Below are 25,382 nucleotides of genomic sequence, written 5' to 3'. Positions count from 1 at the left end.
GACGACCGACGTCCGGTCAGGTCAGGAGGTCGCGCAGCCGGCGGCGAGGGCCGGCAGCGGCGCCGGGACGCCGATCGACGGCATCCCCAGGGCGACGCCCGGGGTGGTCGGTCGCGTGCCGGCCTCGCTCGCGTCACCGGCGCGGGTGCGGCGGTGGGACAGCAGCACGCCGTCGGCGATGAGGTGGTGCGGCGCGGCCTCGGTGACCACGGTCTCGACGACGTCGCCCGGGCGGACGCCGTCGGCAGCCGTGAAGTGCACCAGCCGCCCGTCGCGCGCCCGGCCGGAGAGCCGCCCGCGGGCGGCGTCCTTCGAACCCTCACCCGACGCGACCAGCAGCTCCACGCGGCGGCCGATCTGCGCGCGGTTCTCGGCCCAGCTGATCTCGTCCTGCAGCGCGGTGAGCCGCAGGTAGCGCTCCTGGACGACCTCCTTGGGCAGCTGGTCGTCCATCTCGGCGGCCGGCGTCCCCGGGCGCTTGGAGTACTGGAAGGTGAAGGCGCTGGCGAAGCGCGCCTGCCGGACCACCTCGAGGGTCTGCTCGAAGTCGGCCTCGGTCTCGCCCGGGAAGCCGACGATGATGTCGGTGGTGATCGCGGCGTCGGGCATCGCCGCGCGGACGCGGTCGATGATCCCCAGGTAGCGCTCCTGCCGGTAGCCGCGGCGCATCCGGCGCAGCACGTCGTCCGACCCGCTCTGCAGCGGCATGTGCAGCTGGTGGCAGACGGCGGGGGTCTCGGCCATCGCCTCGATGACGTCGTCGGTGAACTCGCGCGGGTGCGGGCTGGTGAAGCGGACCCGCTCCAGGCCGTCGATGCGCCCGGTGGCCCGCAGCAGGTCGGCGAAGGCGCCCCGGTCCCGGAACTCCACGCCGTAGGCGTTCACGTTCTGGCCGAGCAGGGTCACCTCGAGCACGCCCTGGTCCACCAGCGCCTGCACCTCGGCCAGGATCTCGCCGGGACGGCGGTCCTTCTCCTTGCCGCGCAGCGCCGGGACGATGCAGAACGTGCACGTGTTGTTGCAGCCCACGCTGATCGAGACCCAGCCCGAGTAGGCGGAGTCCCGCTTGGCCGGCAGGGTCGACGGGAAGACCTCCAGCGCCTCGGCGATCTCCACCTGCGCCTCGGCGTTGTGCCGGGCCCGCTCGAGCAGCGCCGGCAGCGAGCCCACGTTGTGCGTGCCGAACACGACGTCGACCCACGGGGCGCGGCGGACGATCTCGCCGCGGTCCTTCTGCGCCAGGCAGCCGCCGACGGCGATCTGCATGCCGGGGCGGGCGTCCTTGACCGGGCGGAGGTGGCCGAGGTTGCCGTAGAGGCGGTTGTCGGCGTTCTCCCGGACGGCGCAGGTGTTGAGGACGACGACGTCGGCGTCGTCCCCCTCGGCCGCGGCGGTGTAGCCGGCCTGCTCGAGCAGCCCCGAGAGCCGCTCCGAGTCGTGCACGTTCATCTGGCACCCGTAGGTGCGCACCCGGTAGGTGCGGGCGGGGCTCTGGGTGAGGCTGTCCATGACGACTGCGAGGGTACGGCGCCCACCTCGCAGCCCGGCCGCGCCGACCTCGTGTGCCCCGGGAGGGGGAAAGGAACGCCGAAGTTACGGCTTCGTGATCCCACGGTGCGGGAACGGCAGCGTCCCGCCCTTAGGGTTCCACCGTGACCCGCCCGAACGGAGAGCCTCTCGTCCGCCTGTCCGGCGTCAACAAGTGGTTCGGCGAACTGCACGTCCTGCAGGACATCGAGCTGTCGATCGACCGCGGCGAGGTCGTCGTCGTCATCGGCCCCTCGGGGTCGGGCAAGTCGACGCTGTGCCGCACGATCAACCGGCTCGAGCCGATCGACTCCGGTGACATCACCATCGACGGCAAGCGGCTGCCCGAGGAGGGCAAGGACCTGGCCCGCCTGCGCAGCGACGTCGGCATGGTGTTCCAGAGCTTCAACCTCTTCGCGCACAAGACGATCCTCGAGAACGTCACCCTCGGCCCGATCAAGGTCCGCGGGCAGTCGAAGGCCGACGCCGAGAAGCGCGCCCGCGAGCTGCTCGAGCGCGTGGGCGTGAGCGCCCAGGCGGACAAGTACCCCGCCCAGCTGTCCGGCGGCCAGCAGCAGCGCGTGGCCATCGCCCGCGCCCTGGCCATGGACCCGAAGGTCATGCTGTTCGACGAGCCCACCTCGGCGCTCGACCCGGAGATGATCAACGAGGTCCTCGACGTCATGACGGCGCTGGCCCGGGACGGCATGACGATGGTCGTCGTCACCCACGAGATGGGCTTCGCCCGCCGCGCGGCCAACCGGGTCGTCTTCATGGACGGCGGCCGGATCGTCGAGACCGCCGAGCCCGAGAACTTCTTCACCAACCCGCAGTCCGAGCGGGCCCAGGACTTCCTGTCCAAGATCCTCAACCACTGACCCGGAAGGACATCCATGCGCATCGCCACCCGCTACGCCGCCACCCTGGCGGCCGCCGCCATCGCGCTGACCGCCTGCTCCAGCGACGCCGGAGACCAGGCCGAGGACGCGGCCGAGAACACCGCCGAGGTGAACACCGACGCCGAGTTCGAGGCCGGTACCACCATGGCCGAGCTCAACGAGGCCGGCTCCATCACCATCGGCACCAAGTTCGACCAGCCGGGCTTCGGCCTGCTGAACCCGAACACGAACACCCCCGAGGGCTTCGACGTCGAGATCGGCAAGCTGATCGCCGCCGAACTCGGCATCGAGGCCGACGACATCGAGTGGACCGAGACCGTGTCGGCCAACCGCGAGTCGTTCATCCAGAACGGCAACGTCAACCTCGTCGTCGCCACCTACACCATCAACGACACCCGCAAGCAGCTGGTGGACTTCGCCGGGCCGTACTACGAGGCCGGGCAGGACATCATGGTGGCCGAGGGCAACCCCGAGGGCATCGAGGGCCCGGAGGACCTGGCCGGCAAGAACGTCTGCTCGGTCGAGGGCTCGACGCCGGCGGAGAACATCCGCACCAACTACCCCGAGGCGCAGCTGACGCTGTTCGACGTGTACTCCAAGTGCGCCGACGCGCTGCGCAACGGCCAGGTGGACGCCGTCACCACGGACAACGTCATCCTCACCGGCCTGGTCGAGGGTGGTCAGGGCGCGTTCGAGCTGGTCGGCAACCCCTTCACCGAGGAGCCCTACGGCATCGGGCTGGCCCTGGGCGACACCGAGTTCCGCAACTGGATCAACGACGTCCTCGAGGAGGCCTTCGAGGACGGCCGCTGGGCCGACGCCTGGGACCGCACCGCCGGTGCGATCACCGGCCAGGAGGCTCCCGAGCCGCCGTCGGTGGACCGCTACTGATCCCCCCTGCGATGCCGCCCCGTCCCGTTCCCCGCTGACCCGACCCCGAGAGGAGGAGCGGTGCAGTTCTTCGTCGACAACTTCGACCTGCTGAAGGACGCGTTCCTCCAGACGCTGAGCCTGTCGCTGCTGGCCGGCCTGCTGGCGCTGGTCCTCGGCACGCTGCTCGCCGCCATGCGGGTCAGCCCGATCGCCCCGCTGCGCTGGTTGGCGACGTTCTACGTCGAGACGTTCCGGAACACCCCGCTGACCGTCGTCTTCTTCTTCATGATCTTCGGCCTGCCGCAGATCGACTTCGTCATCGACTTCTTCACCGGCGCGGTGCTCTCGGTGGGTCTCTACACCGCCGCCTTCGTCTGCGAGGCGCTCCGCTCCGGCATCAACGCGGTGGCCGCCGGTCAGGTGGAGGCTGCCCGAGCGGTCGGCCTGACGTTCGGCCAGACGCTGCGCGAGATCGTCCTCCCCCAGGCCTTCCGCACCGTGGTGCCCCCGCTGGGCAACGTGTGGATCGCGATGGTGAAGAACACCTCCATCGCGGCCGGCTTCTCGGTGACCGAGCTGAGCGCGGTCCTCCCCCGGCTGGTCAACGCCGACGCCGGCGACCTGACCCTCGTGCTGGTCGGCGTGGTCGCCGGTTACCTGATCATCACGCTGCCGTCGGCCTTCGCGGTCCACCGGCTCGAGCGACGGGTGGCGATCCTCCGATGAGCACCACGGTCCTCTTCGACACACCCGGCCCGCGAGCCCGCCGGCGTCAGCTGATCGGCACCGTCCTGGGTGCGCTGGTGCTCCTCGGGCTGCTCGCTTTCGTGCTGGCCCGGCTGAACGCCAACGGCCAGCTCGAGGGCCAGCGGTGGGCGATCCTCTTCGACACCAGCACCGGTGTGCCGCAGCGCCTCGGCGAGGCGTTGCTGCGCACCCTCCAGGTGGCGGCGGTCGGCATGCTGTTCGCGACGCTCTTCGGCATGCTGCTGGCCGTGGGCCGGCTGTCGGACCATCGCTGGGTGCGCATACCGGTGGCCACCGTCATCGAGTTCTTCCGCGCGGTGCCGCTGCTCGTGCTGATCTTCGCGCTGTACTTCGTGCTGCCGTCCTACGGCATCGACCTGAGCGCGTTCGCGGCCTTGACCACCGGCCTGGTGCTCTACAACTCCGCCGTCCTGGCGGAGATCTTCCGGGCCGGCATCCTGTCGGTGGACCGGGGGCAGCGCGAGGCCGGCTTCGCCATCGGCATGCGAAAGACGCAGGTCATGACCCTGATCCTGCTGCCGCAGGCAGTCCGCCGGATGCTCCCGGTGCTCGTCGCGCAGCTGGTCGTGCTGCTGAAGGACAGCTCCCTCGGCTTCATCATCGGCTACTTCGAGCTGCTGCGGCAGGCGCGCAGCCTGGTCGAGTTCTACAACCTGGGCTTCGGCAACACCTACACGTTCCAGCTGTACGTGGGTGCCGCGCTGATCTACATCCTCGTGAACGTCCTCCTCTCCTGGCTGGCTCGCGTGGTGGAGCGCCGCACGCGGCGCAGCAGCAAGGCCGCCGCGGCCGAGGACGTCGAGCTGCCCGCCGACGTGCAGATGGGCGGTGGCGGCGGCCCCGCGTGACCGCTCGCGGGGAACCGGCTGGACATCCGTCCTGATCCCCGGTCAAGATCCGCCCACTCGCGTCCGATGGTGAACGGGACAGGTTCCCGACGAGAGACGAGTGGACCGTGACCGCATCCGTGGCGCCCTCCCGCGCGCTCCGCGAGCCGGTCCTGCCCGCTCAGGCCGCCCGCTCGGGTCGACCGCGGTGGTGGGTCGAGGTCCTGCTCGTCGCCGTCCTCTACGGCGCCTACTCGCTGGTGCGCAACAGCGTGGGCGACGTGCGGGCCGAGGCGCACCGCAACGCCGAGACGATCCTGCGGCTCGAGGACAGCTGGCAGCTGGCCGTCGAGCGCGGCCTCAACGCCTGGGTCCACACCACCGACGCCGTGGCGGCCCTCGTGGCCCTGCACTACGCGACGCTGCACTTCCTGGTCACGCCCGCCGTGCTCGTGTGGCTGTACCGGCGGCGGCCCGCCACCTACCGGACGCTCAGCGGCGCCCTCATGGCGACGACAGCGCTGGCTCTCGTCGGCTTCTTCTGGCTGCCCACCGCGCCGCCGCGGATGCTCGCGCACGAGGGCTTCGTCGACGTCATGAGCGAGACCGCCTCGTGGGGCTGGTGGCCCACGTCCGGGGCACCGGGGTCCGACGCCATCTCGAACCAGTTCGCGGCCATGCCGTCGCTGCACTGCGCCTGGGCGGCGTGGTGCGGCGTCACTCTCGTGCTGCTCGCCCGCCGGGCCTGGGTCCGGGTGCTCGGGGCGCTCTACCCGGCGAGCACGTTCTTCGTGGTGCTGGGGTCGGGCAACCACTTCCTGCTCGACGTCGTGGCCGGCCTGCTGGTGCTCGCGGCGGGTGCGGCGCTGGCCGTGGGAGTGCGCCGCTGGGTGCGGACGCCGGCGGGGAGCCCCTGCCCCGCGGTGTGACGCGGTCGGCCGGCTCGCCCACCTCTCCCGCCCCACGGGCGGCGCGCCCCCGGACACGGTCCGCCGCCGTGGCGAGACTGGTCCCCACCATGGAGACCATCCACGCCGGCCTCCGCCGGAGCCTTCCCCCTGTCCCCCGCGCCGCCGGCACCGCTCCGGACCGGGACGGGCGGATGGACGCCGGGCAGCGGTTCGTCGCCCACCTCCGGGGCGCCGCCCCGGAGTTCGCCGCGGCGGCGGGCGCCCAGTCGGCGGTCGTGCGCGAGGTCGTTCCCCCGGCCCGGCACCGCCGCGCCCGCTGCCGCGTGGTGCTGCGCGACCTCGACGGCGCCGAGCGGGACCTCACCTTCCTCGGGCCGACCGGGAGCCCGGCGCTGACCCGGCCCGGGTTCGACGCAGACATCCTCCGCTGGCTCGCCTCGGGCCACGCCGGGGACGGCTCGTGGCTCGTGCCCGACCCGGAGGCCTCCGGCGGGACGGCGATCGACCTCACCGCCTGGCGCACCACGGGCTGACCGGTACCGCAGGCCCGGGGACCCATCGCTCGCCGGGTTTCGCCGCGCGCGGTGATGGGCCACCATGGCGGTGCCGCCCGCAGCACCCGGGCGACGCCAGGCGCACGACCGTCGAGGACCGGGGGGCCGTCCATGTCCCGCTGCTGCACCGTCCCGGGGCCGGTGGCCCGTGCTCGTGCGGAGGCGTGGCCGTGACCGCCATCGCCCCGCAGCCGATCATCAGCCGGCCCAGCCCGGCCGCGACGCCGGCCAAGGGCTCCCGGCTGGGCAACCTGCTGCGCACGACCGATCACAAGACGATCGGCCTGATGTACCTGACGGCGTCCTTCCTGTTCTTCTTCGTCGGCGGCCTGATGGCCATGCTGATCCGGGCCGAGCTCGGCCGTCCGGGGCTGCAGTTCCTGTCGCCGGAGCAGTACAACCAGCTGTTCACGATGCACGGCACGCTGATGCTGCTGATGTTCGCGACGCCGCTGTTCTTCGCCTTCGGCAACCTGATCATGCCGCTGCAGATCGGCGCCCCCGACGTCGCGTTCCCGCGGCTGAACGCGCTGTCGTTCTGGCTGTTCCTGTTCGGCAGCCTGATCGTCCTGTCCAGCCTGGTCACTCCCGGCGGTTCACCGGACTTCGGCTGGACGGCCTACACGCCGCTGTCGAACGGGGTGAACACCCCGGGCGTCGGCGGCAACCTGTGGATCGGCGGCCTGGCGGTCAGCGGCCTGGGCACGATCCTGGGCGGCGTCAACTTCATCACGACGATCGTCTGCCTGCGCGCGCCCGGCATGACGATGTTCCGGATGCCGATCTTCACCTGGAACGCCCTGATCACCAGCCTGCTCGTGCTGCTGGTGTTCCCGGTCCTGACCGCCGCGCTGTTCGCGCTGATGGCCGACCGCAACCTCGGCGCTCTCGTCTACTCGGACGAGATGGGCGGGCCGATGCTGTGGCAGCACCTGTTCTGGTTCTTCGGGCACCCCGAGGTCTACATCATCGCGCTGCCGTTCTTCGGCATCGTCACCGAGATCATCCCGGTCTTCGCCCGCAAGCCGCTGTTCGGCTACAAGGGCATGATCGGTGCGACCCTGGCCATCGGCTTCCTGTCGCTGGCCGTCTGGGCGCACCACATGTTCGCCACCGGCGCGGTGCTGCTGCCCTTCTTCGCCTTCCTGACCTACCTGATCGCCGTCCCGACCGGGCTGAAGTTCTTCAACTGGATCGGCACGATGTGGCGCGGCCAGCTGACCTTCGAGACGCCGATGCTCTGGTCGATGGGGTTCATGGTCACCTTCCTGCTGGGTGGTCTGACCGGTGTGCTGCTGGCCAGCCCGCCGCTGGACTGGCACGTGCACGACTCGTACTTCGTGGTCGCGCACTTCCACTACGTCGTGTTCGGCACCGTGGTGTTCGCGGCCAATGCCGGGATCGCGTTCTGGTTCCCGAAGATGTGCGGCCGGATGCTCGACGAGCGACTGGGGAAGCTGCAGTTCTGGATGACCTTCGTCGGCTTCCACGGCACCTTCCTCGTCCAGCACTGGCTGGGCAACGAGGGCATGCCGCGCCGGTACGTGGACTACCTGCCGACCGATGCGTTCACCACGCTGAACATGATCTCGACGATCTTCAGCTTCGTGCTGGGTGCGTCGGTCCTGCCCTTCATCTACAACGTGGTGCGGTCGTGGAAGTACGGGAAGCTCGCCCTGCGCGACGACCCGTGGGGCCACGGCAACTCGCTGGAGTGGGCGACGTCGTCCCCGCCGCCGCGGCACAACTTCGTCGAGATCCCGCGGATCCGCTCGGAGCGCCCGGCGTTCGAGGCGCACTACCCGCACCTGGTCGACCGGCTGCAGGACGAGGCGCACTTCGGCAAGCGGCACGAGCCCTACGGCGGCGTCAGCGAGGTCGGCGCGAGCGCCGGCCCGCGCCAGGGCCCGAACGACCCCGACCCGACCTGAGCCGAGCCCTTCCCGAGGGGAGCCCTCAGGGCAGCAGCTGGTCCTCGTCCTCGAGGAGGTCCGGGTCGACCGGCCCGTCGTCGAGGCCCTCGTGGTCGAGCGCATCGCGGTCCAGGGCCTCGCGCACCACGGCGGCAGCCAGCCCCCCGCTGTAGCCCTTCCGGGCCAGCATGCCGATCAGCCGGCGGGTGGCGGTGGCGCGGTCGAGCCTGCGCATCCCCCGCAGCCGGCGCTCGACCAGCTGCTGCGCTGCGGCGCGCTCGTCCTCGTCGTCGACCAGTTCGACGGCCTCGAGCGCGACGTCGTCGTCGACGCCCTTGGCCCGCAGCTCGGCCCGCAGCGCGCGCCGGGCGAGACCGCGCCCGGACTGCCGCGAACTCACCCACGCCCGCGCGTAGGCGGCGTCGTCGATGAGCCCCACCTCGGTGAACCGGTCGAGGACCGTGACCGCGGCGTCCTCGGGGACCCCCCGCTTCTCGAGCAGGTCGGCCAGCTGCTGCCGGGTCTTCGGCGCACCGGTCAGGGCACGCAGGCAGAGGTTGCGCGCCACCGACTCGGGATCACCGAGCTCGTCCTCCGGCGACCCGGGCACCTCACCCTCCGCGCGCTGCGCGTCCGGGCCGGCGTCCTCGTCCCGCCGCCGGCCCCGGGCGGACCCGGGGCCGCGGCGACGTCCGCCGAGCCGATCGCTCACCGGCGCGCTCAGAAGTCGACGGGAGCGGTGGGCGCGTCAGCCCCCGTGCCGAGCTGGGGGCCGATGCCCAGCTTCTCCTTGATCTTCTTCTCGATCTCGTCGGCGAGGTCGGGGTTGTCCTTCAGGAAGTTGCGGGCGTTCTCCTTGCCCTGACCGAGCTGGTCGCCCTCGTACGTGTACCAGGCACCGGACTTCTTGACGAAGCCCTGCTCGACGCCCACGTCGATGAGCCCGCCCTCGCGGCTGAAGCCCTGACCCCACAGGATGTCGAGCTCGGCCTGCTTGAACGGCGCGGCCACCTTGTTCTTGACGACCTTGACGCGGGTGCGGCTGCCGACCGCGTCGGTGCCCTGCTTGAGGGTCTCGATGCGGCGGACGTCGAGGCGGACCGACGAGTAGAACTTCAGCGCACGACCACCGGTGGTGACCTCGGGCGAGCCGTAGACCACGCCCACCTTCTCGCGCAGCTGGTTGATGAAGATCGCCGTCGTGCCGGAGTTGTTCAGGGCACCGGTGATCTTGCGCAGCGCCTGGCTCATCAGGCGGGCCTGCAGACCGACGTGGCTGTCACCCATCTCGCCCTCGATCTCGGCGCGGGGCACCAGGGCGGCCACGGAGTCGATGACGATGATGTCGAGCGCGCCGGAGCGGATCAGCATGTCGGCGATCTCGAGCGCCTGCTCACCGGTGTCGGGCTGGCTCACCAGCAGCGCGTCGGTGTCGACGCCGATGGCGCGGGCGTACTCGGGGTCCAGCGCGTGCTCGGCGTCGATGAACGCCGCGATCCCGCCGGCCTTCTGGGCGTTGGCCACGGCGTGGAGGGCGACGGTCGTCTTACCGGAGGACTCCGGGCCGTAGACCTCGATCACGCGGCCGCGGGGCAGCCCGCCGATGCCGAGCGCGATGTCGAGGGAGATGGAGCCGGTCGGGATGACCTTGATGGCCACCTCGGGGGTGTCGCCCAGCCGCATGACCGAGCCCTTGCCGAACTGCTTGTCGATCTGGGCGAGGGCCATGTCGAGGGCCTTGTCGCGGTCGAGCGTTGCCATGGGAGGTCACCTTCGGTTCGCGGGGAAGCGGGTCGGGACCGACGCTAGGGCGAGGCACCGACAGTTCTCGTCGTCCGCCGGATCTGTGGACGACCAGCGGCCTGTGGACGCCACTGTAGGCCGAACACCTGTTCGACTGCCAGGCCGACACGCACGCCCGATCAGGGTGGGGCGGGAGCGCGGCGTGGGGCGCGCTCAGCGCTCCTTGACCGGCACCTCGTAGACCTCGCAGATGGCCAGCCACACGCGCCGCACCGGCACGCCGGCGTCGATCGCGTCGATGGCGGTGCGGCCACCGAGCTCGGAGAACACGTGGTCGCGGGCCACGCTGTGGGCGCGCATCGGCCCGAACTGCTCGTCGAGCCGGGACCAGAACTCCTGCAGGCGCACGTCCCGACGCTAACCCGCCGCGGCGCCCGCGCGGCGGCCCACCCGGCCTACGCTCGGGATGTGATCCCCGGCACGGGCAACGACGCCCTCGACACCGTCCTCGAGATCGGCATCGCGCTGGCACTCGTCGTCACGCTCGTCCTGCTGATCAAGAACTACCGCGACCGCTGAGCACGGCCCCCCGCCCCGCCACCCACACGACCGCCAGGGGCACGACCAGCGCCGCCGACACGGCTGCCACCAGCCCGAAGCCGCCCCAGGCGAGCAGCGGGCCCCCGACGACGCCGGCGAGCGCCGCGCCCAGCCCCATGAGCAGGTCGGTACCGCCCTGAGCGGTGGGGCGCAGCTCGGCGTCCACCGCCCCGGTCACGAGGGTGGAGCCCGCGATGAGCCCGCACGACCAGCCCAGGCCCAGGAGCAGCAGGCCGGCACCCAACCGGCCCGAGTCGGCGGGGGAGGCCGTCCCCGCGACCGCCGCGGCGGCCAGCAGCAGCCCGCCGCCGACGGCCACCACGGTGCGGGCACCCACGCGGTCGGCGAGCGCACCGACCAGCGGCGAGAACAGGTACATGCCCGCCACGTGGACGCTGATGACCACGCCGACGACGCGCAGCACCGCTTCCTCGGAGCCCCCGGCGTGCCCCATGTGCACGGGCGTCATGACCATCACGCCGACCATCACCGAGTGCGCGACGACGACGGCGGTCAGCCCGAGCCGGCCCGACGGCGAGCCCCACACCGCGCGCAGCGCCGTGCCGGTCGCGTGCCGCGCCCTCGGGCCCGTGCCCGTCCCGCCGAGCTGCCGGGCCAGGAGCAGCGGATCGGGGCGCAGCAGCGCCAGGTAGCCGAGCGCGACCACCGCGAACACGACCGCGGAGACCACGAAGGCGCCGCCGAGCGCCGGCAGCCCCAGCGCCGTCCCCAACCCGGCTCCCGGCGCGGCCAGGTTGGGGCCGAGGACGGACCCGACCGTCGTCGCCCACACCACGAGCGACAGCGCCCGCCCCCGGTGCTCCGGGGTGGCCAGGTCCGCGGCCGCGTACCGCGACTGCAGGCCGCACGCCGTCGCCGCGCCGAAGAGGAACAGGCCGACGAGCAGCAGCAGGAGCGACGACGCCGCGGCGGCGAGCACCGTGAGGACCGCCCCGAGGACGCTGACGGCGTAGCCCGTCGCCAGGCCGGCCCGGCGCCCCGAGGTGTCGCTGATGCGGGCCAGCGGCACGGCGAGGACGGCGGCACCGAGCACCCCGGCGGTCTGGCCGAGCCCGGCGGCGCTGTCGGTGCCCGCGACGTCGCGGGCGAGCAGCCCGCCCGCGGTGATGCCGACGGTGACACCCAGCCCGGCCACCGCGACACCGCTCCCGAGGACGCCCAGGGTGCGCCGCTGGACGGCCGCGGGGTCCGGTCCGGCGGAGGCGGTCGCGGGCGTCGGCTGCATGCCGGGAGTGTGCCGCAGGACGACGAGGCGCTCCCCCGGTTTCCGCCGGGGGCGCATCCCCGGCCGGGTGGACCGGCCCCGCTCGACCGGCGAACTGTCGTAGGGCGCAGGGACACTGGTCCCCGTGTCCGCCCCCGCTGCCGGCTCCCCGGCGCTCGACCGGTTCTCCGAGGCCACCCGGGCCTGGTTCACCGGCGCGTTCGAGCGCCCCACGGCCGCGCAGGAGGGCGCGTGGGACGCGATCAGCAGCGGTGAGCACGCGCTGGTCGTCGCACCCACCGGGTCCGGCAAGACGCTGGCCGCGTTCCTCTGGTCGCTCGACCGGCTGACCGCCACGCAGCCGCTCGACGAGCAGCGGCGCTGCCGGGTCCTCTACGTCTCGCCGCTGAAGGCGCTGGCCGTCGACGTCGAGCGCAACCTCCGCGCCCCGCTGGCCGGCATCGGTCAGGCCGCCGCCCGGCTGGGCCTGGAGCGCCCCGGGATCCGGGTCGGGATCCGCTCCGGCGACACCCCGGCCGACGAGCGGCGGGCGTTCACCCGGCGGCCCACCGACATCCTGATCACCACGCCCGAGTCGCTGTTCCTCATGCTCACCAGCTCCGCGCGCGAGGCGCTGCGCGGCGTCGAGACGGTGATCGTCGACGAGGTGCACGCGGTCACCGACAGCAAGCGCGGCGCGCACATGGCGGTCACCCTCGACCGGCTCGACGAGCTGCTGGAGCGGCCGGCCCAGCGCATCGGGCTGTCGGCGACGGTGCGGCCGATCGAGGAGGTGGCGACCTTCCTCGCCGGCGGGCGCCCGGTGCGCGTGGTGGCACCCGGCTCGACCAAGGAGTGGGACCTCTCCGTCGTCGTCCCGGTCGAGGACATGAGCGAGCTCGGCCAGCCGACCGGTGAGCTCGACGGCTCCGCGGCCGGCAACCAGCCGCGCACCAGCATCTGGCCGGCCGTCGAGGAGCGGGTGCTCGACCTCGTCCAGGCGCACCGCAGCACGATCGTCTTCGCCAACTCCCGGCGGCTGGCCGAGCGGCTGACCAGCCGGCTCAACGAGCTCGCCTACGAGCGGGCCACCGGGGAGCCGGTCCCCCCGGGCACCAACGCCGCGGCGCTGATGGCCCAGGCGGGGTCCGGCGGCGGCCTGCCCGAGGCGTTCCAGCCGGTGGCGGCCGCGCACCACGGCTCCGTCTCCCGCGAGCAGCGGTCGATCGTGGAGGAGGCGCTCAAGTCGGGGCGGCTGCCGGCCGTCGTCGCCACCTCCAGCCTCGAGCTCGGCATCGACATGGGCGCGGTCGACCTCGTCGTCCAGGTGGAGGCGCCGCCGACGGTGGCCAGCGGGCTGCAGCGGGTGGGCCGGGCCGGGCACCAGGTCGGCGCGGTCAGCCGCGGCGTGCTGTTCCCCAAGTACCGCGGCGACCTCGTGCAGTGCGCGCTGGTCGCCGAGCGGATGAAGGCCGGCGCGATCGAGTCGATCCGCTACCTGCGCAACCCGCTCGACGTGCTGGCCCAGCAGATCGTCGCGATCGTCTCCGAGCGGCCGCGCACCGTCGACGAGGTGGCCGCGCTGGTGCGCCGGTCGGCGGCGTTCTCCTCGCTGCCGGAGTCGGCGCTGCACGCGGTGCTCGACATGCTCGCCGGCCGCTACCCGTCGGACGCGTTCGCCGAGCTGCGGCCGCGACTGACGTGGGACCGCGTCACCGACACCCTCACCCCGCGGGCCGGGGCGCAGCGGCTGGCGGTCACCAGCGGCGGCACCATCCCCGACCGCGGCCTCTTCGGCGTCTTCCTCGTGGGCGCGGAGGGCACCGGCGGACGGCGGGTGGGCGAGCTCGACGAGGAGATGGTCTACGAGTCCCGCGTCGGCGACGTGTTCCTGCTCGGGTCGTCGTCCTGGCGGATCGAGGACATCACCCACGACCGCGTGCTGGTCAGCCCGGCGCCCGGCCAACCCGGGAAGATGCCGTTCTGGCACGGTGACGCCCCCGGCCGGCCGCTGGAGCTGGGCCGCGCGCTGGGCGCGTTCCTCCGCGAGGTGGGGACGGCGACGCCCGAGGCCGGCCTGGACCGCGCACGGGCCGCCGGCCTGGACGAGTGGGGCGCGGCGAACCTGCAGGCATACCTCGCCGAGCAGAAGGCGGCCACGGGCCACCTCCCGGACGACCGCACGCTGCTGGTCGAGCGGTTCCGCGACGAGCTGGGCGACTGGCGGCTGGTCGTGCACTCCCCCTTCGGCGCGCAGGTCAACGCCCCGTGGGCGCTGGTCCTGGCCGCCCGGCTGCGGGAGCGCTACGGCGTCGACGTCGCCTCCATGCACTCCGACGACGGCATCGTGCTGCGCCTGCCCGACACCACCGGCGAGCCACCGGAGCCCGACCTCGCCGTCCTGGACCCCGACGACGTCGAGCGCGAGGTCACCGCGGAGGTCGGCGGGTCGGCGCTGTTCGCCAGCCGGTTCCGGGAGTGCGCGGCGCGGGCGCTGCTCCTCCCCCGGCGCGATCCACGCCGCCGGACCCCGCTGTGGCAGCAGCGCCAGCGCGCCGCCCAGCTGCTCTCCGTCGCCAGCGAGTTCGCCTCCTTCCCGATCACCCTCGAGGCGGCCCGGGAGGTGCTGCAGGACGTCTACGACGTGCCGGGGTTGGTCGAGCTGATGCGCGACGTGCGCGCCCGCCGGGTGCGGGTCGTCGACGTGCAGACCCAGTCGCCGTCACCGTTCGCCCAGTCGCTGCTGTTCGGCTACGTCGGCCAGTTCCTGTACGAGGGCGACGCCCCGCTGGCCGAGCGGCGGGCGCAGGCGCTGGCCCTCGACACCGGCCTGCTGGCCGAGCTGCTCGGCCGCTCGGAGCTGCGCGAGCTGCTCGACGGCGAGGCGATGGCGGAGGTCGAGGCCGAGCTGCAGCGGCTGCCCCAGCAGCGCCACCCGCGGGACGCCGACGGCGCGTCGGACCTGCTCCGGGGCATCGGCGACCTGACCGCGGCCGAGGCGGCCCTCCGCGGGGTCCCGCGCGAGTGGCTCGACGAGCTCGTGGCCGCCCGCCGGGTGCTGCAGGTGCGCATCGCCGGCGAGGAGCGCCACGTCGCCATCGAGGACGCCGGCCGGCTCCGCGACGCGCTGGGCACCGCGCTGCCGGTCGGGGTGCCCGAGGCGTTCACCGAGCCGGTGGCCGACCCGCTCGGCGACCTCGTCGGCCGCTACGCCCGCACGCACGGGCCGTTCCAGCCGGCCGAGGTGGCGGCGCGGCTCGGCCTCGGCGTCGCCGTCGTCACCGCGACGCTGCAGCGGCTGACCGGCACCGGCCGGCTGGTCACCGGCGAGTTCCGCCCCGGCGGCACCGGCCAGGAGTGGTGCGACGCCGAGGTGCTGCGCATGGTCCGCCGGCGCAGCCTCGCGAAGCTCCGCCAGGAGGTCGAGCCGGTGCCGATCGGCACGCTGGCCCGCTTCACGCCGTCCTGGCAGTCGGTGGGCAGCCGGCTGCGGGGCGCCGACGGCGTCCTGGCCGTCGTGGAGCAGCTGGCCGGCGCCCTGGTCCCGGCCAGCGCGCTGGAGTCGCTGGTGCTCCCGGCGCGGGTGCGCGACTACTCCCCCGCCATGCTCGATGAGCTGACCAGCGCCGGCGAGGTGCTGTGGGCCGGCGACGGCGGGCTGCCGGGCAACGACGGCTGGATCAGCCTCGTCCCCGCCGACCTGGCCCCACTGCTGCTGCCCGAGCCGCTCGAGCTCCCCGAGGCCGGCGGCCCGGTGCTCGACCTGCTCGCCGGTGGCCAGGCGCTCTTCTTCCGCGGGCTGTCCGACCTCCTCGGCGCCACCGACGACGCAGCGCTCGCCGACCTGGTCTGGGACCTCGTCTGGTCCGGCACCCTCACCAACGACACGCTCGCGCCGCTGCGCACCCGGCTCGCCGGCGGTGGCACGCACCGCCGAGCTCCGGCCGCCCCACGGGTGACGCGGAGCCGGTACGGCCGTCCGCGGGTCGGGCGGGCGGCGATGCCCAGCCGCACCGGCCCGCCGACCGTGGCGGGGCGCTGGTCCCGGCTGCCCGATCGCGAGGCCAACGCCACGCGGCGCACCACCGCCCGCGCCGAGGCGCTGCTGGAACGGCACGGCGTGCTGACCCGCGGCGCGGTCCAGGCCGAGCAGGTCGCCGGTGGGTTCTCCGCCGTCTACCCCGTGCTGCGCGCGTTCGAGGAGAACGGGCGGGCGCGGCGCGGCTACTTCGTCGAGACCCTGGGCGCCGCCCAGTTCGGCACCCCGGGCTCGGTCGACCGGCTGCGCAGCTTCGCCGCCCCCGACCGCGTGCCCGGCGGTGCGGTCGTCCTGGCGGCCACCGACCCCGCGAACGTCTACGGCGCTGCCCTGCCCTGGCCCGAGCGGGCGGACGGCGACGGCGACGGCGACGGCGAGGCCGTCGACATCGGCGAGGGAGCCGGGCGCAGGTCCGGCCACCGGGCGGGCCGCAAGGCCGGCGCCCTGGTGGTGCTGGTCGACGGCGAGCTGGTCCTCTACGTCGAGCGCGGCGGCAAGACGCTGCTCTCGTGGACCGACGACGAGCAGGTGCTCAAGGAGGCGGCCACGGCGCTGTCCGGTGCGGTGGCCGCCGGCGCGCTGGGCCGGATGGTGGTGCAGAAGGCCGACGGCGCGTCGGTGCACGAGTCCACGCCGCTGTCGGCGGCGCTGCAGGCCGCCGGCTTCGCCGCGACCCCTCGGGGGCTCCGCCTCCGCGGCTGAGCCGAGCGTTCAGCGGCGCCGCGAGCCCAACAGCCAGGGCTGCAACCGACGGCTCAGCCACGGCATGACCAGCCGCAGCGCCGTCACCACGAAGACGGCCGACAGCAGGAGCCGCAGCGGCCAGGGCCAGTCCTCGATGAACGGCACGGCGAGCACCTGGAAGGTCGACGTGAAGACCAGGACCACCGCGACGGTGAGCAGCCAGCTCCGCCACGCCGGTCCCTGGGGCGCCGGCCCGGGGAAGAAGCCCTCGAGACCGGTGACCCGGGCGTAGCGCTCGTCCTCCACCATGCCGGGCAGCCGGGCCAGGAAGTCGCGGCGCTGCGCCGAGCGCTCCCACTCCGCCAGGGAGTCGTCGTCGGCGAACCGGTAGACCAGGTGGTACTCGTAGCTGCCCGGCCCCGGCCGCAGCAGGCTGGCCCCCAGGTTGCCGGGGAAGTTCGCGGCCTCGGCGAGCACGGCCGCGGCGGCCCGCTCGAAGGCCACCCGGCGGTCGGGTCGCACCACACGGGCGACCGTGACGGTGACGGGCTCCGGGGTGGGCTGCATGGTCTCCTCGGCGGCACCCGACCGGGCGCGCAGACGCTGGGGGACGCTCACGTCCTGCTGCCAGCGCCCCGGGGAGGCCCAGGTCATCCCCGCTGTCGGCAGGTTCACACCCGGGAGGGAGCGGGGACACTGGCACCGTGCCCGAAGGAGACACCGTCTGGCTGGCCGCCCAGCGGATGAACACCGCGCTCGCCGGCGCCACGCTGCGCCGCGGGGAGTTCCGGCTGCCGCAGCTCGCCGCCGCCGACCTCACCGGCGCGACGGTGACCGAGGTGCTGCCCCGCGGGAAGCACCTGCTGATCCGCCTCGCCGACGGCCGGACGCTGCGCACCCACTTCCGGATGGACGGCAGCTGGCACATCCAGCGCCCGGGGGCGCGGTGGAAGGGTGGCCCCGCGCACGACGTCCGCCTGGTGCTGGCCACGGACCAGTGGGAGTGCGTCGGCTACCGGCTGCACGACGTCGAGCTGATCCCCACCGCCGAGGAGGACCGGCTCGTCGGCCACCTGGGACCCGACGTCCTCGGTCCCGACTGGGACCTCGACGAGGCGCTGCGCCGCCTGCGCAGCCATCCCGACGAGCAGATCGGCGTCGCCCTGGTCGACCAGCGCAACCTCGCCGGGATCGGCAACCTCTACAAGGTCGAGTCGCTGTTCGTCCGGCGGGTGCACCCCTGGGCGCGGGTCGCCGACGTCGCCGACCTGCCGGCCCTCGTCGAGCGGGCCCGCACGCTCATGACCGCGAACCTGCACCACCCCGAGCAGAACACCACCGGCGACCCGCGGCGCGGCCGCGACCACTGGGTGTTCGGCCGCAAGGGCCGGCCCTGCTACCGCTGCGGCACCGCGATCCTGCTCGGGGAGCAGGGACCGACGACCCAGGAGCGGGTCACCTGGTGGTGCCCCCGCTGCCAGGCCACCGGCTCCCCGATCGACCCGCAGGCGCGCACCGGGGAGCCGGGCCGGCCGCAGCCGGTGACGCTGTACCGCTGACCCTCAGGCGGAGGTCTCGGGCCGGTCGGCCGGCTGCGCCTGGCGCTGCTCGGTCGGGGTCTGCTCGACCGCCGGCGTCCCCTGCTCGATCGCCGCGGCCGGCGCCGCACCGGCCTCCACGGCCTGCGGACCACCGGCCATCGCCGCGCGGATCTGGTCCAGCCGCGAGGCGCCGGCGACGTCGAGGGTGGCCTTCTGCACCTCGAGCATGCGGCCCTCGACCGAGTTCTGCGCGAGCTCCGCCTGGCCCAGCGCGTTGGCGTAGCGGGCCTCGATCTTGTCGCGGACCTCCGACAGCGAGGGGGTGTTCCCCGGCGCCGACAGCTCGTTGACCTGCTTGAGCGAGCTGGCCACGTGCTCCTGCATCTTGGCCTGCTCGAGCTGGCTCATCAGCTTGGTGCGCTCGGCGAGCGTCGTCTGCAGCCGCATCCGGCTCTGCTCCACCGCACCCCGGGCCTGCTCGGCGGCCTGCAGCGCCTCGTCGTGGCTGCGCTTGAGGTCCTCCATCGACTGCTCGGCGGCGACCAGCTGGGTCGCGAACGCCTGCGCGGCCTGCTCGTACTCGGCGGCCTTGGCCGCGTCGCCGCCGGCGCGCGACTTGTCGGCCAGCACCAGCGCCTGGCGGGCCGAGCCCTGCAGCTTCTCCACCTCGCCCAGCTGGCGGTTCAGCCGCATCTCCAGCTGCCGCTGGTTGCCCAGCACCGCGGCTGCCTGGTTGGCCAGCGCCTGATGGCGCTGCTGCTCGGCCTCGATCGCCTGCGCGATCTGGATCTTCGGGTCCGCCCTCTCGTCGATCTTCGCGTTCGCCGACGCGGTCAGGTACTTCCACAGCTTCACGAACGGGTTGGGCATGGGTCCTCCTGCTCCGGCGCCGGTGCCGACAGGTGGCCGGACCGACGGAACTCGTCGTGCCCATCGTCCCAGGTGATCACTCCCGGCAGCCAACGCGGCCCGCGGTTAGGGTTCGGCGTGCCCTCCGCGATCCCCACGCTGTGCGTCCTGGGCGAGCTCGTGGTCGACCTGCTGCCCGTGCCCGTGGCCGGCGCCGGCCCCGAGGGCACCGCCCCGCAGTTCGTCGCACGTCCGGGTGGCAACGCCCTCAACGTGGCGGTCGCCGCCGGTCGGCTCGGCGCCCCCGTCGCGCTGCTGGCCCGCCTCGGCACCGGGCCGCTGGGCGCGAACCTGCGCCGGCACGCCGAGCTGTCGGGCGTCGACGTCTCCGGGTTCGTCGACGCGGCGGAGCCGGTGAGCCTCGCCGTCGTCGGCCTGGCCCCGGACGGCTCGGCCGACTACGGCTTCCACGTCATGGGTGCCGCGGACTGGCGGTGGACCGACGACGAGCTCGCGCGGGTGCTCCCCGAGGGCACCGCCGTGCTGCACGTCGGGTCGATCTCGAGCTGGACCGGACCGGGCTGCTCGGCGATCGCCGACCTCGTCGAGCGGCTGGCCGGCACCGCGCTGATCAGCGTCGACCCCAACATCCGCCCGATGCTCGCCGAGGGACCGGTCGGGGCCAGCCTGGGCAACGACCGCGCCGCCGTCACCGCCCGCCTGGACCGGCTGGTGCGCAGCGCCGCCGTGGTCAAGGTGAGCAGCGAGGACCTCGCCTGGCTCGAGGGCGGCACGCCCGACCTCGACGACGCCGCCCGCCGCTGGGCCGGGCGCGGACCGGCCCTGGTGCTGGTCACCGACGGCGGCGGACCGCTGCGGGTGGCGCGGCCCGGACGTCCCCTGCTGCACCGCGCGAGCCCCCGCGTGGCGGTCGTCGACACCGTCGGTGCCGGCGACTCGCTCGCCGCCGGGCTGCTCAGCGGCCTGCTCGCGGCCGGGGTCACCGACCGGGTCGCGCTCGAGCAGCTCCCGGACGAGCGGCTGCTGGAGATCCTGGACGACGCCGCGCTGGTGGCGGCGCTCAACTGCACCCGGGTCGGCGCCGACCCGCCCACGCGCGCCGAGCTCGACGCCGCCCGGGCGGCCCGGTGACCGGCGACCTGCGCCTGGTCGGGTTCGAGGAGCTCTCCGCGGGGCCGCTGCGCGGCCGCCTGCTGGCCGCCCGCGACGACTTCTGGCACGGCACGGCCCTCCCCGACGACGAGGTGCTGCGGCTGCACGACCCGGTGTTCTTCCACCAGCTCGGCGGCTTCGGCGCGCTCGCGCTGACCGCCGACGACCGCGACGCGGGCTACCTGCTGGGCGTCGTGAGCGCCGACCGGCTCGCCGTCGTCCACGCCGTGGCCGTGCACCGGGACCTGCGCGCCCGCGGGGTCGCGGCCGCGCTGCTCGACCGCTTCACCGGGCTCGCCACCCGGGTGGGAGCACGGGTGGTCCAGGCGGTCGCGCTCCCGGGTGACGCCGCCGCGCGCGGGCTCGCCGAGCACCTCGGCGCCTCGGCGGCCCCCTCCCCCGGGCACGGGGGTCCGGGCGAGGACCGGACGGTCTACACCCGGGGGCTGCCGCTGCCCTGAGTCACGGCCCGACCGGCACGGCGAGCGCTGCCGCGAGCCGCGCGGCCTGCCGGTGGCGGGCGCTGGACCGGCCGGGGTGCAGCACCACGCCCACCAGCCACCGGGCGACGAGGTCGGCACCGTCGTCGTCGAGCCGCAGCGCCCCGGCCAGCCGTGCGGTGAGCGCCGTCCACCGCTCCGGCCCGACGGCGAGCAGCTCGGTGAGCGCCTCCGGCTCGGCCTCGGCGAGCCGGCGCAGCACGGGGTGCGCCCCGAGCTCGTCGGAGAGCGCCGCGAGCGCCTCGTCCAGCGGCAGCGCCGCGGCCAGCTCGGTGAGCCGGCCCAGCTCCCCGCGCAGCAGCTCGCGGGCCACCTCGTCCTTGGTCCGGAAGTGGTTGTACAGCGTCGCCTTGGAGACGCCGGCGGCCGCCGCGATCGCCTGCATCGTGGTGCCGCGGAGGCCGTCCGACGCGAAGGCGCGGGCCGCTCCGTCGAGCAGCCCGCGCCGGGTGCGGTTCACGGGAGGGAAGCGGTCAGGCCGCCAGCGAGACCGCCTCGCCACGGCGCAGCGCCGAGCGGGCGGGGGCACCGACCAGGGCGAGCGCGGGCTCGGGCGCCGCGGGAGCGGTCTCCTCGGCGGCCGGCCCCTCGGCAGCGGCGGCGTCGGCGGGCACCGGCGCGGCCAGCGGGTGGACGCCACCGGCGGCGGCGACGCGAAGCTCGAGGCTCACCTCGGCGAGCAGGTCGGCCAGCTCCAGGTCGAGGGCGTCGCAGATGGAGGCGAGCAGCTCGGAGGAGGCCTCCTTCTGCCCGCGCTCGACCTCGGAGAGGTAGCCGAGGCTCACCCGCGCGGCGCCGGAGACGTCGCGGAGCGTGCGGTGCTGGCGCAGCCGGTGGCCACGAAGGGTGCTCCCGAGCTGGGTGCGCAGCAGCGTCATGGCCACTCTCCTGTCCTGCGAGCGGGGGAAGCGGCGGCACCCTTTCGGGCACCGTGCGCTCACGGTACGCGGCGCGGGGCCCGGGAGCCGAGCCACCCGGCACGCGTCCGCTCATGGCGTAACGCCGTCGCGACCGGTCCCGTTCCCGCGTTCACCCGAGCCGGGCGAGCAGCGCGTCCACCGCGGCGGCCACGGAACCGGTCCGCACGGCGTCGCGGTCGCCCGGCAGGTCGAGCTCGGAGACGTCGGTGCGCGCGCCGTCGGAGATGCCCAGGTAGACCCGGCCGGGTCCGTGCCCGTCGACCGGGTCCGGCCCGGCGACCCCGGTCAGACCGACGCCCCAGCTGCTGCCGCACCGCAGCCGGACGCCCTCGGCCAGCGCGGCGGCGGTCTCCGGCGCGACGGGGCCGTGCTCGGCCAGCAGATCGGCGGGGACGTCGGCGAGCGCCGTCTTGAGATCGGTGGCGTAGACGACCACGCCGCCGCGCAGCGTCGCGCTGGCACCCGGCACCGAGGCGAGCGTCGCGCAGAACAACCCGGCGGTGAGCGACTCCGCCGCGGCCACCGTCTCCCCGCGGGCCAGCAGCGCGGCGTGGAGGCGGGCAGCCGGTCCGGGTGGGGGCGCGGTGGTCACCGGTGCATCTTCCCCGCCGCGCGGTGACTCCTTCCTCCGCACCCACGAGCTCACTAGAGTCCCGGGAGTCGTCCCCTGGGGGAAGCGGGCTCCCGATCCGGGAGGCAGGGATGGACACCGACCCCGGCACTGCGCTGCGCGCGCCACTGGTGCGCGTGCTCGGCGGCCTCTCCGTCACCGACGCCGGCCGGCCGATCGCCGTCCCGCCCGGCAGCCGCCGCCTGCTCGCCTACCTCGCCGTGCACCCTTCGGGGGTCGACCGCCGGGCGGCCGCGGGCGTGCTCTGGCCGGCCGTGACCGACGGGCGGGCGGGCGGCAACCTCCGCTCGGCGCTGTGGCGGCTGCAGCAGGTGGGCTGCCCGCTCGTGCGCTGCGAGCCGTACACCCTGTCCCTCGGCGACCACGTGGGGGTCGACCTGCGGGACGTCGAGGCCTGGGCCGACCGGGTGCTCGACGGCACGCCGACGGCGGAGGACCTCGCCGTCCCGCCGGGCCCCATCGCCGACCTCGAGCTGCTGCCCGGCTGGTACGACGACTGGGTGCTCGCGCTGCGCGACCGGCTGGAGCTGCGCCTCCTGCACGCCCTGGAGGCCCTCAGCCGCCTGCTGCAGGCCTCGGGCCGCGCCGACGCCGCGGTGGAGGCGGTGCAGGTGGCCGTGCTCGCCGATCCGCTGCGCGAGAGCGGGCAACGCGCCCTCATCGAGGCCCACCAGGCCGCGGGCGACTGGGCCGCGGCACGCCGCCAGTACGACGCTTTCCGCCGCATCCTGCGGCGCGAGGTCGGGGTCGAACCGAGCGCGGAGCTCACCGCGGTGGCGACCGGCAGGCGGGTCCCTGCGACGCGCGTGTGACGCCTCGGTGACGGCTCCGGTGCCACGGTGCCGCTGCCGCCCGTGACCGCAGGACCGAGCAGCGGGCGGGTCGTCCACCCCCCGAGGAGCTGATCAGCGTGACCGTTCTCGAACCCAACGCCGCGCCCACGACCGGCGACGGCATGATCCCCGCGCCCCGGGAGTCCACCGTTCCCCAGGAAGAGCCCGCGATGGCGGCGGCGGGCGGCATCGTCGCCGACCCGAGCGCCGCGCCCGCGGCCGAGGCGACCGGCGGGTCGGACGCCGTCGACGCACGAGGCGGCGCCATCGGCACCGTCGTCGAGGACTGGCTGGCCGACCAGTCGACGGAGGCCGGGATCCCCGTGACCCCGATCCCGATCCCCCAGCGGCCGGTGCTGCCCGTCCGGATACGGCAGGCCAGCGGCCGCTACCGGTCGCCGGCGGCCGGCTTCCAGCTCGAGCTGCGCATCGACGTGGACGGCCGCCGTCCGCTGAAGAAGATCAGCGGCGACTACTTCAGCGTGTCCGGGGCCACGACCAGCTACTTCGGCTCCTGGACGGTCGACGCGGTCACCACGACCGTCACCAACGGGGCCCTGGTCGCCGTCGGCACCGCCCGCTGCACGTGGCCGACCACCTTCACCGTCGCCCGGGTCACGATCCCTCGCCGCACGATCTTCCAGAGCCCCGCGCCGGCGACCATCCAGTGGTCGACGCCCAGCGGTGCCATCGGCGCCACGTACACGTGCGCGCCCGAGGGCGCGGCGCTGCGGGTGGTCGAGCTGGAGCAGGACGTCGAGGCGGGGGTCACCGCCTTCACCAGCTACGACACCGGCTCCCTGCCGAGCGGCGGCCCGGCGAGGACGCTGACGGCCGCCGCCGCCTACGGCGAGGCCGGCATCCAGGTGCTGGACACCGGCGGGGGGAACACCATCGCGACGTCGTCGAACCACGTGTGGAACAACGCCAGCCTGCACGGTGCGATGACCGCCCACTTCTCCCGCTGGCAGGAGCGGGCGCAGTTCAAGGTGTGGCTGCTGCACGCCCAGCGGCACGAGCTCGGCACCGGCCTCCGGGGCATCATGTTCGACCAGCAGGGGCTCCAGCGGCAGGGCTGCGCCAGCTTCTACCAGGTCATCCAGGCCGGCACCCCGCAGAACCTGCGCGAGCAGCTCTACGTCGCCGTCCACGAGCTGGGGCACTGCTTCAACCTGTTCCACTCGTTCCACAAGGCGTTCATGACCCCGCCGCTGCCGAACCGCCCCGGCGCGCTGTCGTGGATGAACTACCCGCAGAACTACAACCCCGGCGGCGGTGCCCCCAGCGGCGCGGCGGCCTTCTGGGGGGCCTTCCCGTTCCAGTTCGACGACCTGGAGCTGGCCCACCTGCGGCACGGCTTCCGCGACAACGTGATCATGGGCGGCACCCCGTTCGGCACCGGCGCCGCCGTGGAGATGCCGGTCCAGCCGTCCGATCCGACGACCGACACCAGCGGTCTGCGGCTGCGCGTGCGCACGTCGCCGGAGCGGCCGGTGCTGGGCACGCCGATCGTCCTGGAGCTGGCGCTGACCGTGGACCGCGGCCAGCAGGTGCACCCCGCCGAGCTGCTGCACCCGAAGTACGGGCTGGTGCAGGTCACCATCAGCCGGCCGCGGGGCGACACGATCGTCCACCGCCCGCCGGTGCTGCACTGCGCCGAGCCGGAGCTGCTGCAGGCGGCTCCGGGTCAGGTGCTCCCGGTGAGCGCCTACATCGGCTACGACGCGGCCGCCGGCCAGCTCTTCGAGGATCCGGGCACCTACCGGATCCGCGCGGCCTACACCGCGCCCGACGGCTCGGTGGTCGTCTCCGACACCGCCACCGTGCGGGTGTGGGGCACGCGCAGCGCCGAGGACGACGCCGTCGCCGGGCTGCTCCTCGGGGAGGAGGTCGGCATGGCCATGACGCTGCTGGGCAGCGACGCGCCCGCGCTGGGCTCGGGCATGGCGGCCCTGGAGGAGATCACCGAGGAGCACGCCGACCACCCGAACGCGGTCTACGCCCGGCTGGCCCTGGGCATCAACGCGGCCCGCCCGTACACCGCCGTGGAGCCGGACGGCTCGGTGGCGGTGCGCGAGCGGGACCTCGACCGGGCCGACGCGCTGCTCACGCCGGCGATCGACGCCTCCCGCGGCGAGGGCGGGCTGGACGACCTGACCGTCCTGCAGGTCATGGGCTACCTGGCCCGCAGCCACGCCGCCGAGGGGGACGGCGTCGGCGCGCGGGACCTCCGCCGCGACGCCACCCGGCTGGCGGAGGAGAAGGAACTGCCCGGCGCCGCGCTGGGTCTGCTCGCCGAGGACCCGGCGGACTGACCGCTGGGCACCGGGGCCGGGAGGAGCGCTGTTCCTCCCGGCCCCGGACCCGAGCAC

Annotated in this window: 23 protein-coding genes; 13 read left to right on the top strand and 10 right to left on the bottom strand. The window is 74.3% G+C overall.

Translation table 11 applies throughout. The features are described from left to right. Window positions 1–21 precede the first annotated feature (21 nt). A complete protein-coding gene (gene miaB, locus DQ241_RS04530; RefSeq protein WP_113828999.1) occupies window positions 22–1,509 on the bottom strand; it encodes a tRNA (N6-isopentenyl adenosine(37)-C2)-methylthiotransferase MiaB in 1,488 nt (495 codons plus the stop codon). 143 nt (window positions 1,510–1,652) lie between these two features. Here miaB and DQ241_RS04525 point away from each other — a divergent pair, with 143 nt between their 5' ends. The 7 genes from DQ241_RS04525 (at window position 1,653) to ctaD (ending at window position 8,290) form a co-directional block, all read left to right on the top strand. Continuing rightward, the gene (locus tag DQ241_RS04525; protein ID WP_113828998.1) at window positions 1,653–2,405 is read left to right on the top strand and encodes an amino acid ABC transporter ATP-binding protein; all 753 of its coding nucleotides are present in this window, start codon (window positions 1,653–1,655) and stop codon (window positions 2,403–2,405) included. Window positions 2,406–2,420: 15 nt separating this feature from the next. Next, window positions 2,421–3,317 carry a glutamate ABC transporter substrate-binding protein gene (locus DQ241_RS04520; protein WP_113828997.1) on the top strand — a complete coding sequence of 299 codons (897 nt, stop codon included), beginning with the start codon at window positions 2,421–2,423 and terminating at the stop codon, window positions 3,315–3,317. A gap of 60 nt (window positions 3,318–3,377) precedes the next feature. Beyond that, window positions 3,378–4,025 carry an amino acid ABC transporter permease gene (locus DQ241_RS04515; RefSeq protein ID WP_113828996.1) on the top strand — a complete coding sequence of 216 codons (648 nt, stop codon included), beginning with the start codon at window positions 3,378–3,380 and terminating at the stop codon, window positions 4,023–4,025. Beyond that, window positions 4,022–4,915: an amino acid ABC transporter permease gene (locus tag DQ241_RS04510; protein ID WP_113828995.1), complete on the top strand. Its 894-nt coding sequence runs from the start codon at window positions 4,022–4,024 to the stop codon at window positions 4,913–4,915. Before DQ241_RS04515 ends, DQ241_RS04510 begins: the two co-directional genes overlap by 4 nt. A gap of 107 nt (window positions 4,916–5,022) precedes the next feature. Beyond that, window positions 5,023–5,823, top strand: coding sequence for a phosphatase PAP2 family protein (locus tag DQ241_RS04505; RefSeq protein WP_199584082.1), 801 nt, complete (start codon window positions 5,023–5,025; stop codon window positions 5,821–5,823). Between the two features lie 68 nt (window positions 5,824–5,891). Further along, window positions 5,892–6,338: a hypothetical protein gene (locus DQ241_RS04500; protein WP_147252326.1), complete on the top strand. Its 447-nt coding sequence runs from the start codon at window positions 5,892–5,894 to the stop codon at window positions 6,336–6,338. Window positions 6,339–6,529: 191 nt separating this feature from the next. After that, window positions 6,530–8,290 carry a cytochrome c oxidase subunit I gene (ctaD, locus tag DQ241_RS04495; RefSeq protein WP_113829417.1) on the top strand — a complete coding sequence of 587 codons (1,761 nt, stop codon included), beginning with the start codon at window positions 6,530–6,532 and terminating at the stop codon, window positions 8,288–8,290. Between the two features lie 25 nt (window positions 8,291–8,315). Here the strand turns inward: ctaD and DQ241_RS04490 are convergent, their stop codons facing one another. From DQ241_RS04490 to DQ241_RS04475, 4 genes are all read right to left on the bottom strand, one after another. Continuing rightward, the gene (locus tag DQ241_RS04490) at window positions 8,316–8,882 is read right to left on the bottom strand and encodes a regulatory protein RecX (protein ID WP_233492208.1); all 567 of its coding nucleotides are present in this window, start codon (window positions 8,880–8,882) and stop codon (window positions 8,316–8,318) included. Window positions 8,883–8,992: 110 nt separating this feature from the next. Next, window positions 8,993–10,033: a recombinase RecA gene (gene recA, locus DQ241_RS04485; protein ID WP_113828991.1), complete on the bottom strand. Its 1,041-nt coding sequence runs from the start codon at window positions 10,031–10,033 to the stop codon at window positions 8,993–8,995. A 195-nt stretch (window positions 10,034–10,228) separates the two neighbouring features. After that, a complete protein-coding gene (locus DQ241_RS04480; RefSeq protein ID WP_113828990.1) occupies window positions 10,229–10,423 on the bottom strand; it encodes a DUF3046 domain-containing protein in 195 nt (64 codons plus the stop codon). Window positions 10,424–10,571: 148 nt separating this feature from the next. Beyond that, window positions 10,572–11,861: an MFS transporter gene (locus DQ241_RS04475; RefSeq protein ID WP_113829416.1), complete on the bottom strand. Its 1,290-nt coding sequence runs from the start codon at window positions 11,859–11,861 to the stop codon at window positions 10,572–10,574. A gap of 124 nt (window positions 11,862–11,985) precedes the next feature. Between DQ241_RS04475 and DQ241_RS04470 the strand changes: the two genes are divergently transcribed. Next, on the top strand, window positions 11,986–16,581 hold the full coding sequence (locus tag DQ241_RS04470; RefSeq protein ID WP_113828989.1) for an ATP-dependent helicase: 4,596 nt from the start codon (window positions 11,986–11,988) through the stop codon (window positions 16,579–16,581). A gap of 9 nt (window positions 16,582–16,590) precedes the next feature. On the opposite strand, the gene DQ241_RS04465 is transcribed toward DQ241_RS04470, so the two are convergent. Then, entirely contained in the window at window positions 16,591–17,181 is a 591-nt protein-coding gene (locus DQ241_RS04465) for an antibiotic biosynthesis monooxygenase (protein WP_233492207.1), read from the bottom strand. An 86-nt stretch (window positions 17,182–17,267) separates the two neighbouring features. On the opposite strand from DQ241_RS04465, the gene DQ241_RS04460 reads away from it, so the two are divergent. After that, window positions 17,268–18,122 carry a DNA-formamidopyrimidine glycosylase family protein gene (locus DQ241_RS04460; RefSeq protein ID WP_113828988.1) on the top strand — a complete coding sequence of 285 codons (855 nt, stop codon included), beginning with the start codon at window positions 17,268–17,270 and terminating at the stop codon, window positions 18,120–18,122. A gap of 3 nt (window positions 18,123–18,125) precedes the next feature. Here DQ241_RS04460 and DQ241_RS04455 read toward each other — a convergent pair whose 3' ends face one another. Beyond that, window positions 18,126–18,974 (bottom strand): PspA/IM30 family protein, encoded by an 849-nt coding sequence (locus tag DQ241_RS04455; protein WP_113828987.1) that lies wholly within the window; start codon window positions 18,972–18,974, stop codon window positions 18,126–18,128. A 117-nt stretch (window positions 18,975–19,091) separates the two neighbouring features. Here DQ241_RS04455 and DQ241_RS04450 point away from each other — a divergent pair, with 117 nt between their 5' ends. Together DQ241_RS04450 and DQ241_RS04445 are read left to right on the top strand one after the other, a co-directional pair. Beyond that, entirely contained in the window at window positions 19,092–20,105 is a 1,014-nt protein-coding gene (locus DQ241_RS04450; protein ID WP_113828986.1) for a PfkB family carbohydrate kinase, read from the top strand. Continuing rightward, entirely contained in the window at window positions 20,102–20,587 is a 486-nt protein-coding gene (locus tag DQ241_RS04445; protein WP_158545870.1) for a GNAT family N-acetyltransferase, read from the top strand. The genes DQ241_RS04450 and DQ241_RS04445 overlap by 4 nt, the downstream gene beginning before the upstream one ends. A 1-nt stretch (window position 20,588) precedes the next feature. On the opposite strand, the gene DQ241_RS04440 is transcribed toward DQ241_RS04445, so the two are convergent. From DQ241_RS04440 to DQ241_RS04430, 3 genes are all read right to left on the bottom strand, one after another. Continuing rightward, the gene (locus DQ241_RS04440; RefSeq protein ID WP_233492206.1) at window positions 20,589–21,086 is read right to left on the bottom strand and encodes a TetR/AcrR family transcriptional regulator; all 498 of its coding nucleotides are present in this window, start codon (window positions 21,084–21,086) and stop codon (window positions 20,589–20,591) included. Window positions 21,087–21,099: 13 nt separating this feature from the next. Beyond that, window positions 21,100–21,504, bottom strand: coding sequence for a helix-turn-helix domain-containing protein (locus tag DQ241_RS04435; RefSeq protein ID WP_113828984.1), 405 nt, complete (start codon window positions 21,502–21,504; stop codon window positions 21,100–21,102). 151 nt (window positions 21,505–21,655) lie between these two features. After that, the gene (locus DQ241_RS04430) at window positions 21,656–22,138 is read right to left on the bottom strand and encodes a CinA family protein (protein ID WP_113828983.1); all 483 of its coding nucleotides are present in this window, start codon (window positions 22,136–22,138) and stop codon (window positions 21,656–21,658) included. 110 nt (window positions 22,139–22,248) lie between these two features. Between DQ241_RS04430 and DQ241_RS04425 the strand changes: the two genes are divergently transcribed. Both DQ241_RS04425 and DQ241_RS04420 read left to right on the top strand, forming a co-directional pair. Next, on the top strand, window positions 22,249–22,989 hold the full coding sequence (locus DQ241_RS04425; protein ID WP_113828982.1) for a BTAD domain-containing putative transcriptional regulator: 741 nt from the start codon (window positions 22,249–22,251) through the stop codon (window positions 22,987–22,989). Window positions 22,990–23,087: 98 nt separating this feature from the next. Next, window positions 23,088–25,325, top strand: coding sequence for a hypothetical protein (locus tag DQ241_RS04420; RefSeq protein WP_113828981.1), 2,238 nt, complete (start codon window positions 23,088–23,090; stop codon window positions 25,323–25,325). Window positions 25,326–25,382 lie beyond the last annotated feature (57 nt).

This window comes from Blastococcus sp. TF02A-30 (assembly GCF_003319185.1).
Taxonomy (GTDB): Bacteria; Actinomycetota; Actinomycetes; order Mycobacteriales; family Geodermatophilaceae; genus Blastococcus.
This window is presented reverse-complemented; position numbering and strand designations above follow the sequence as displayed.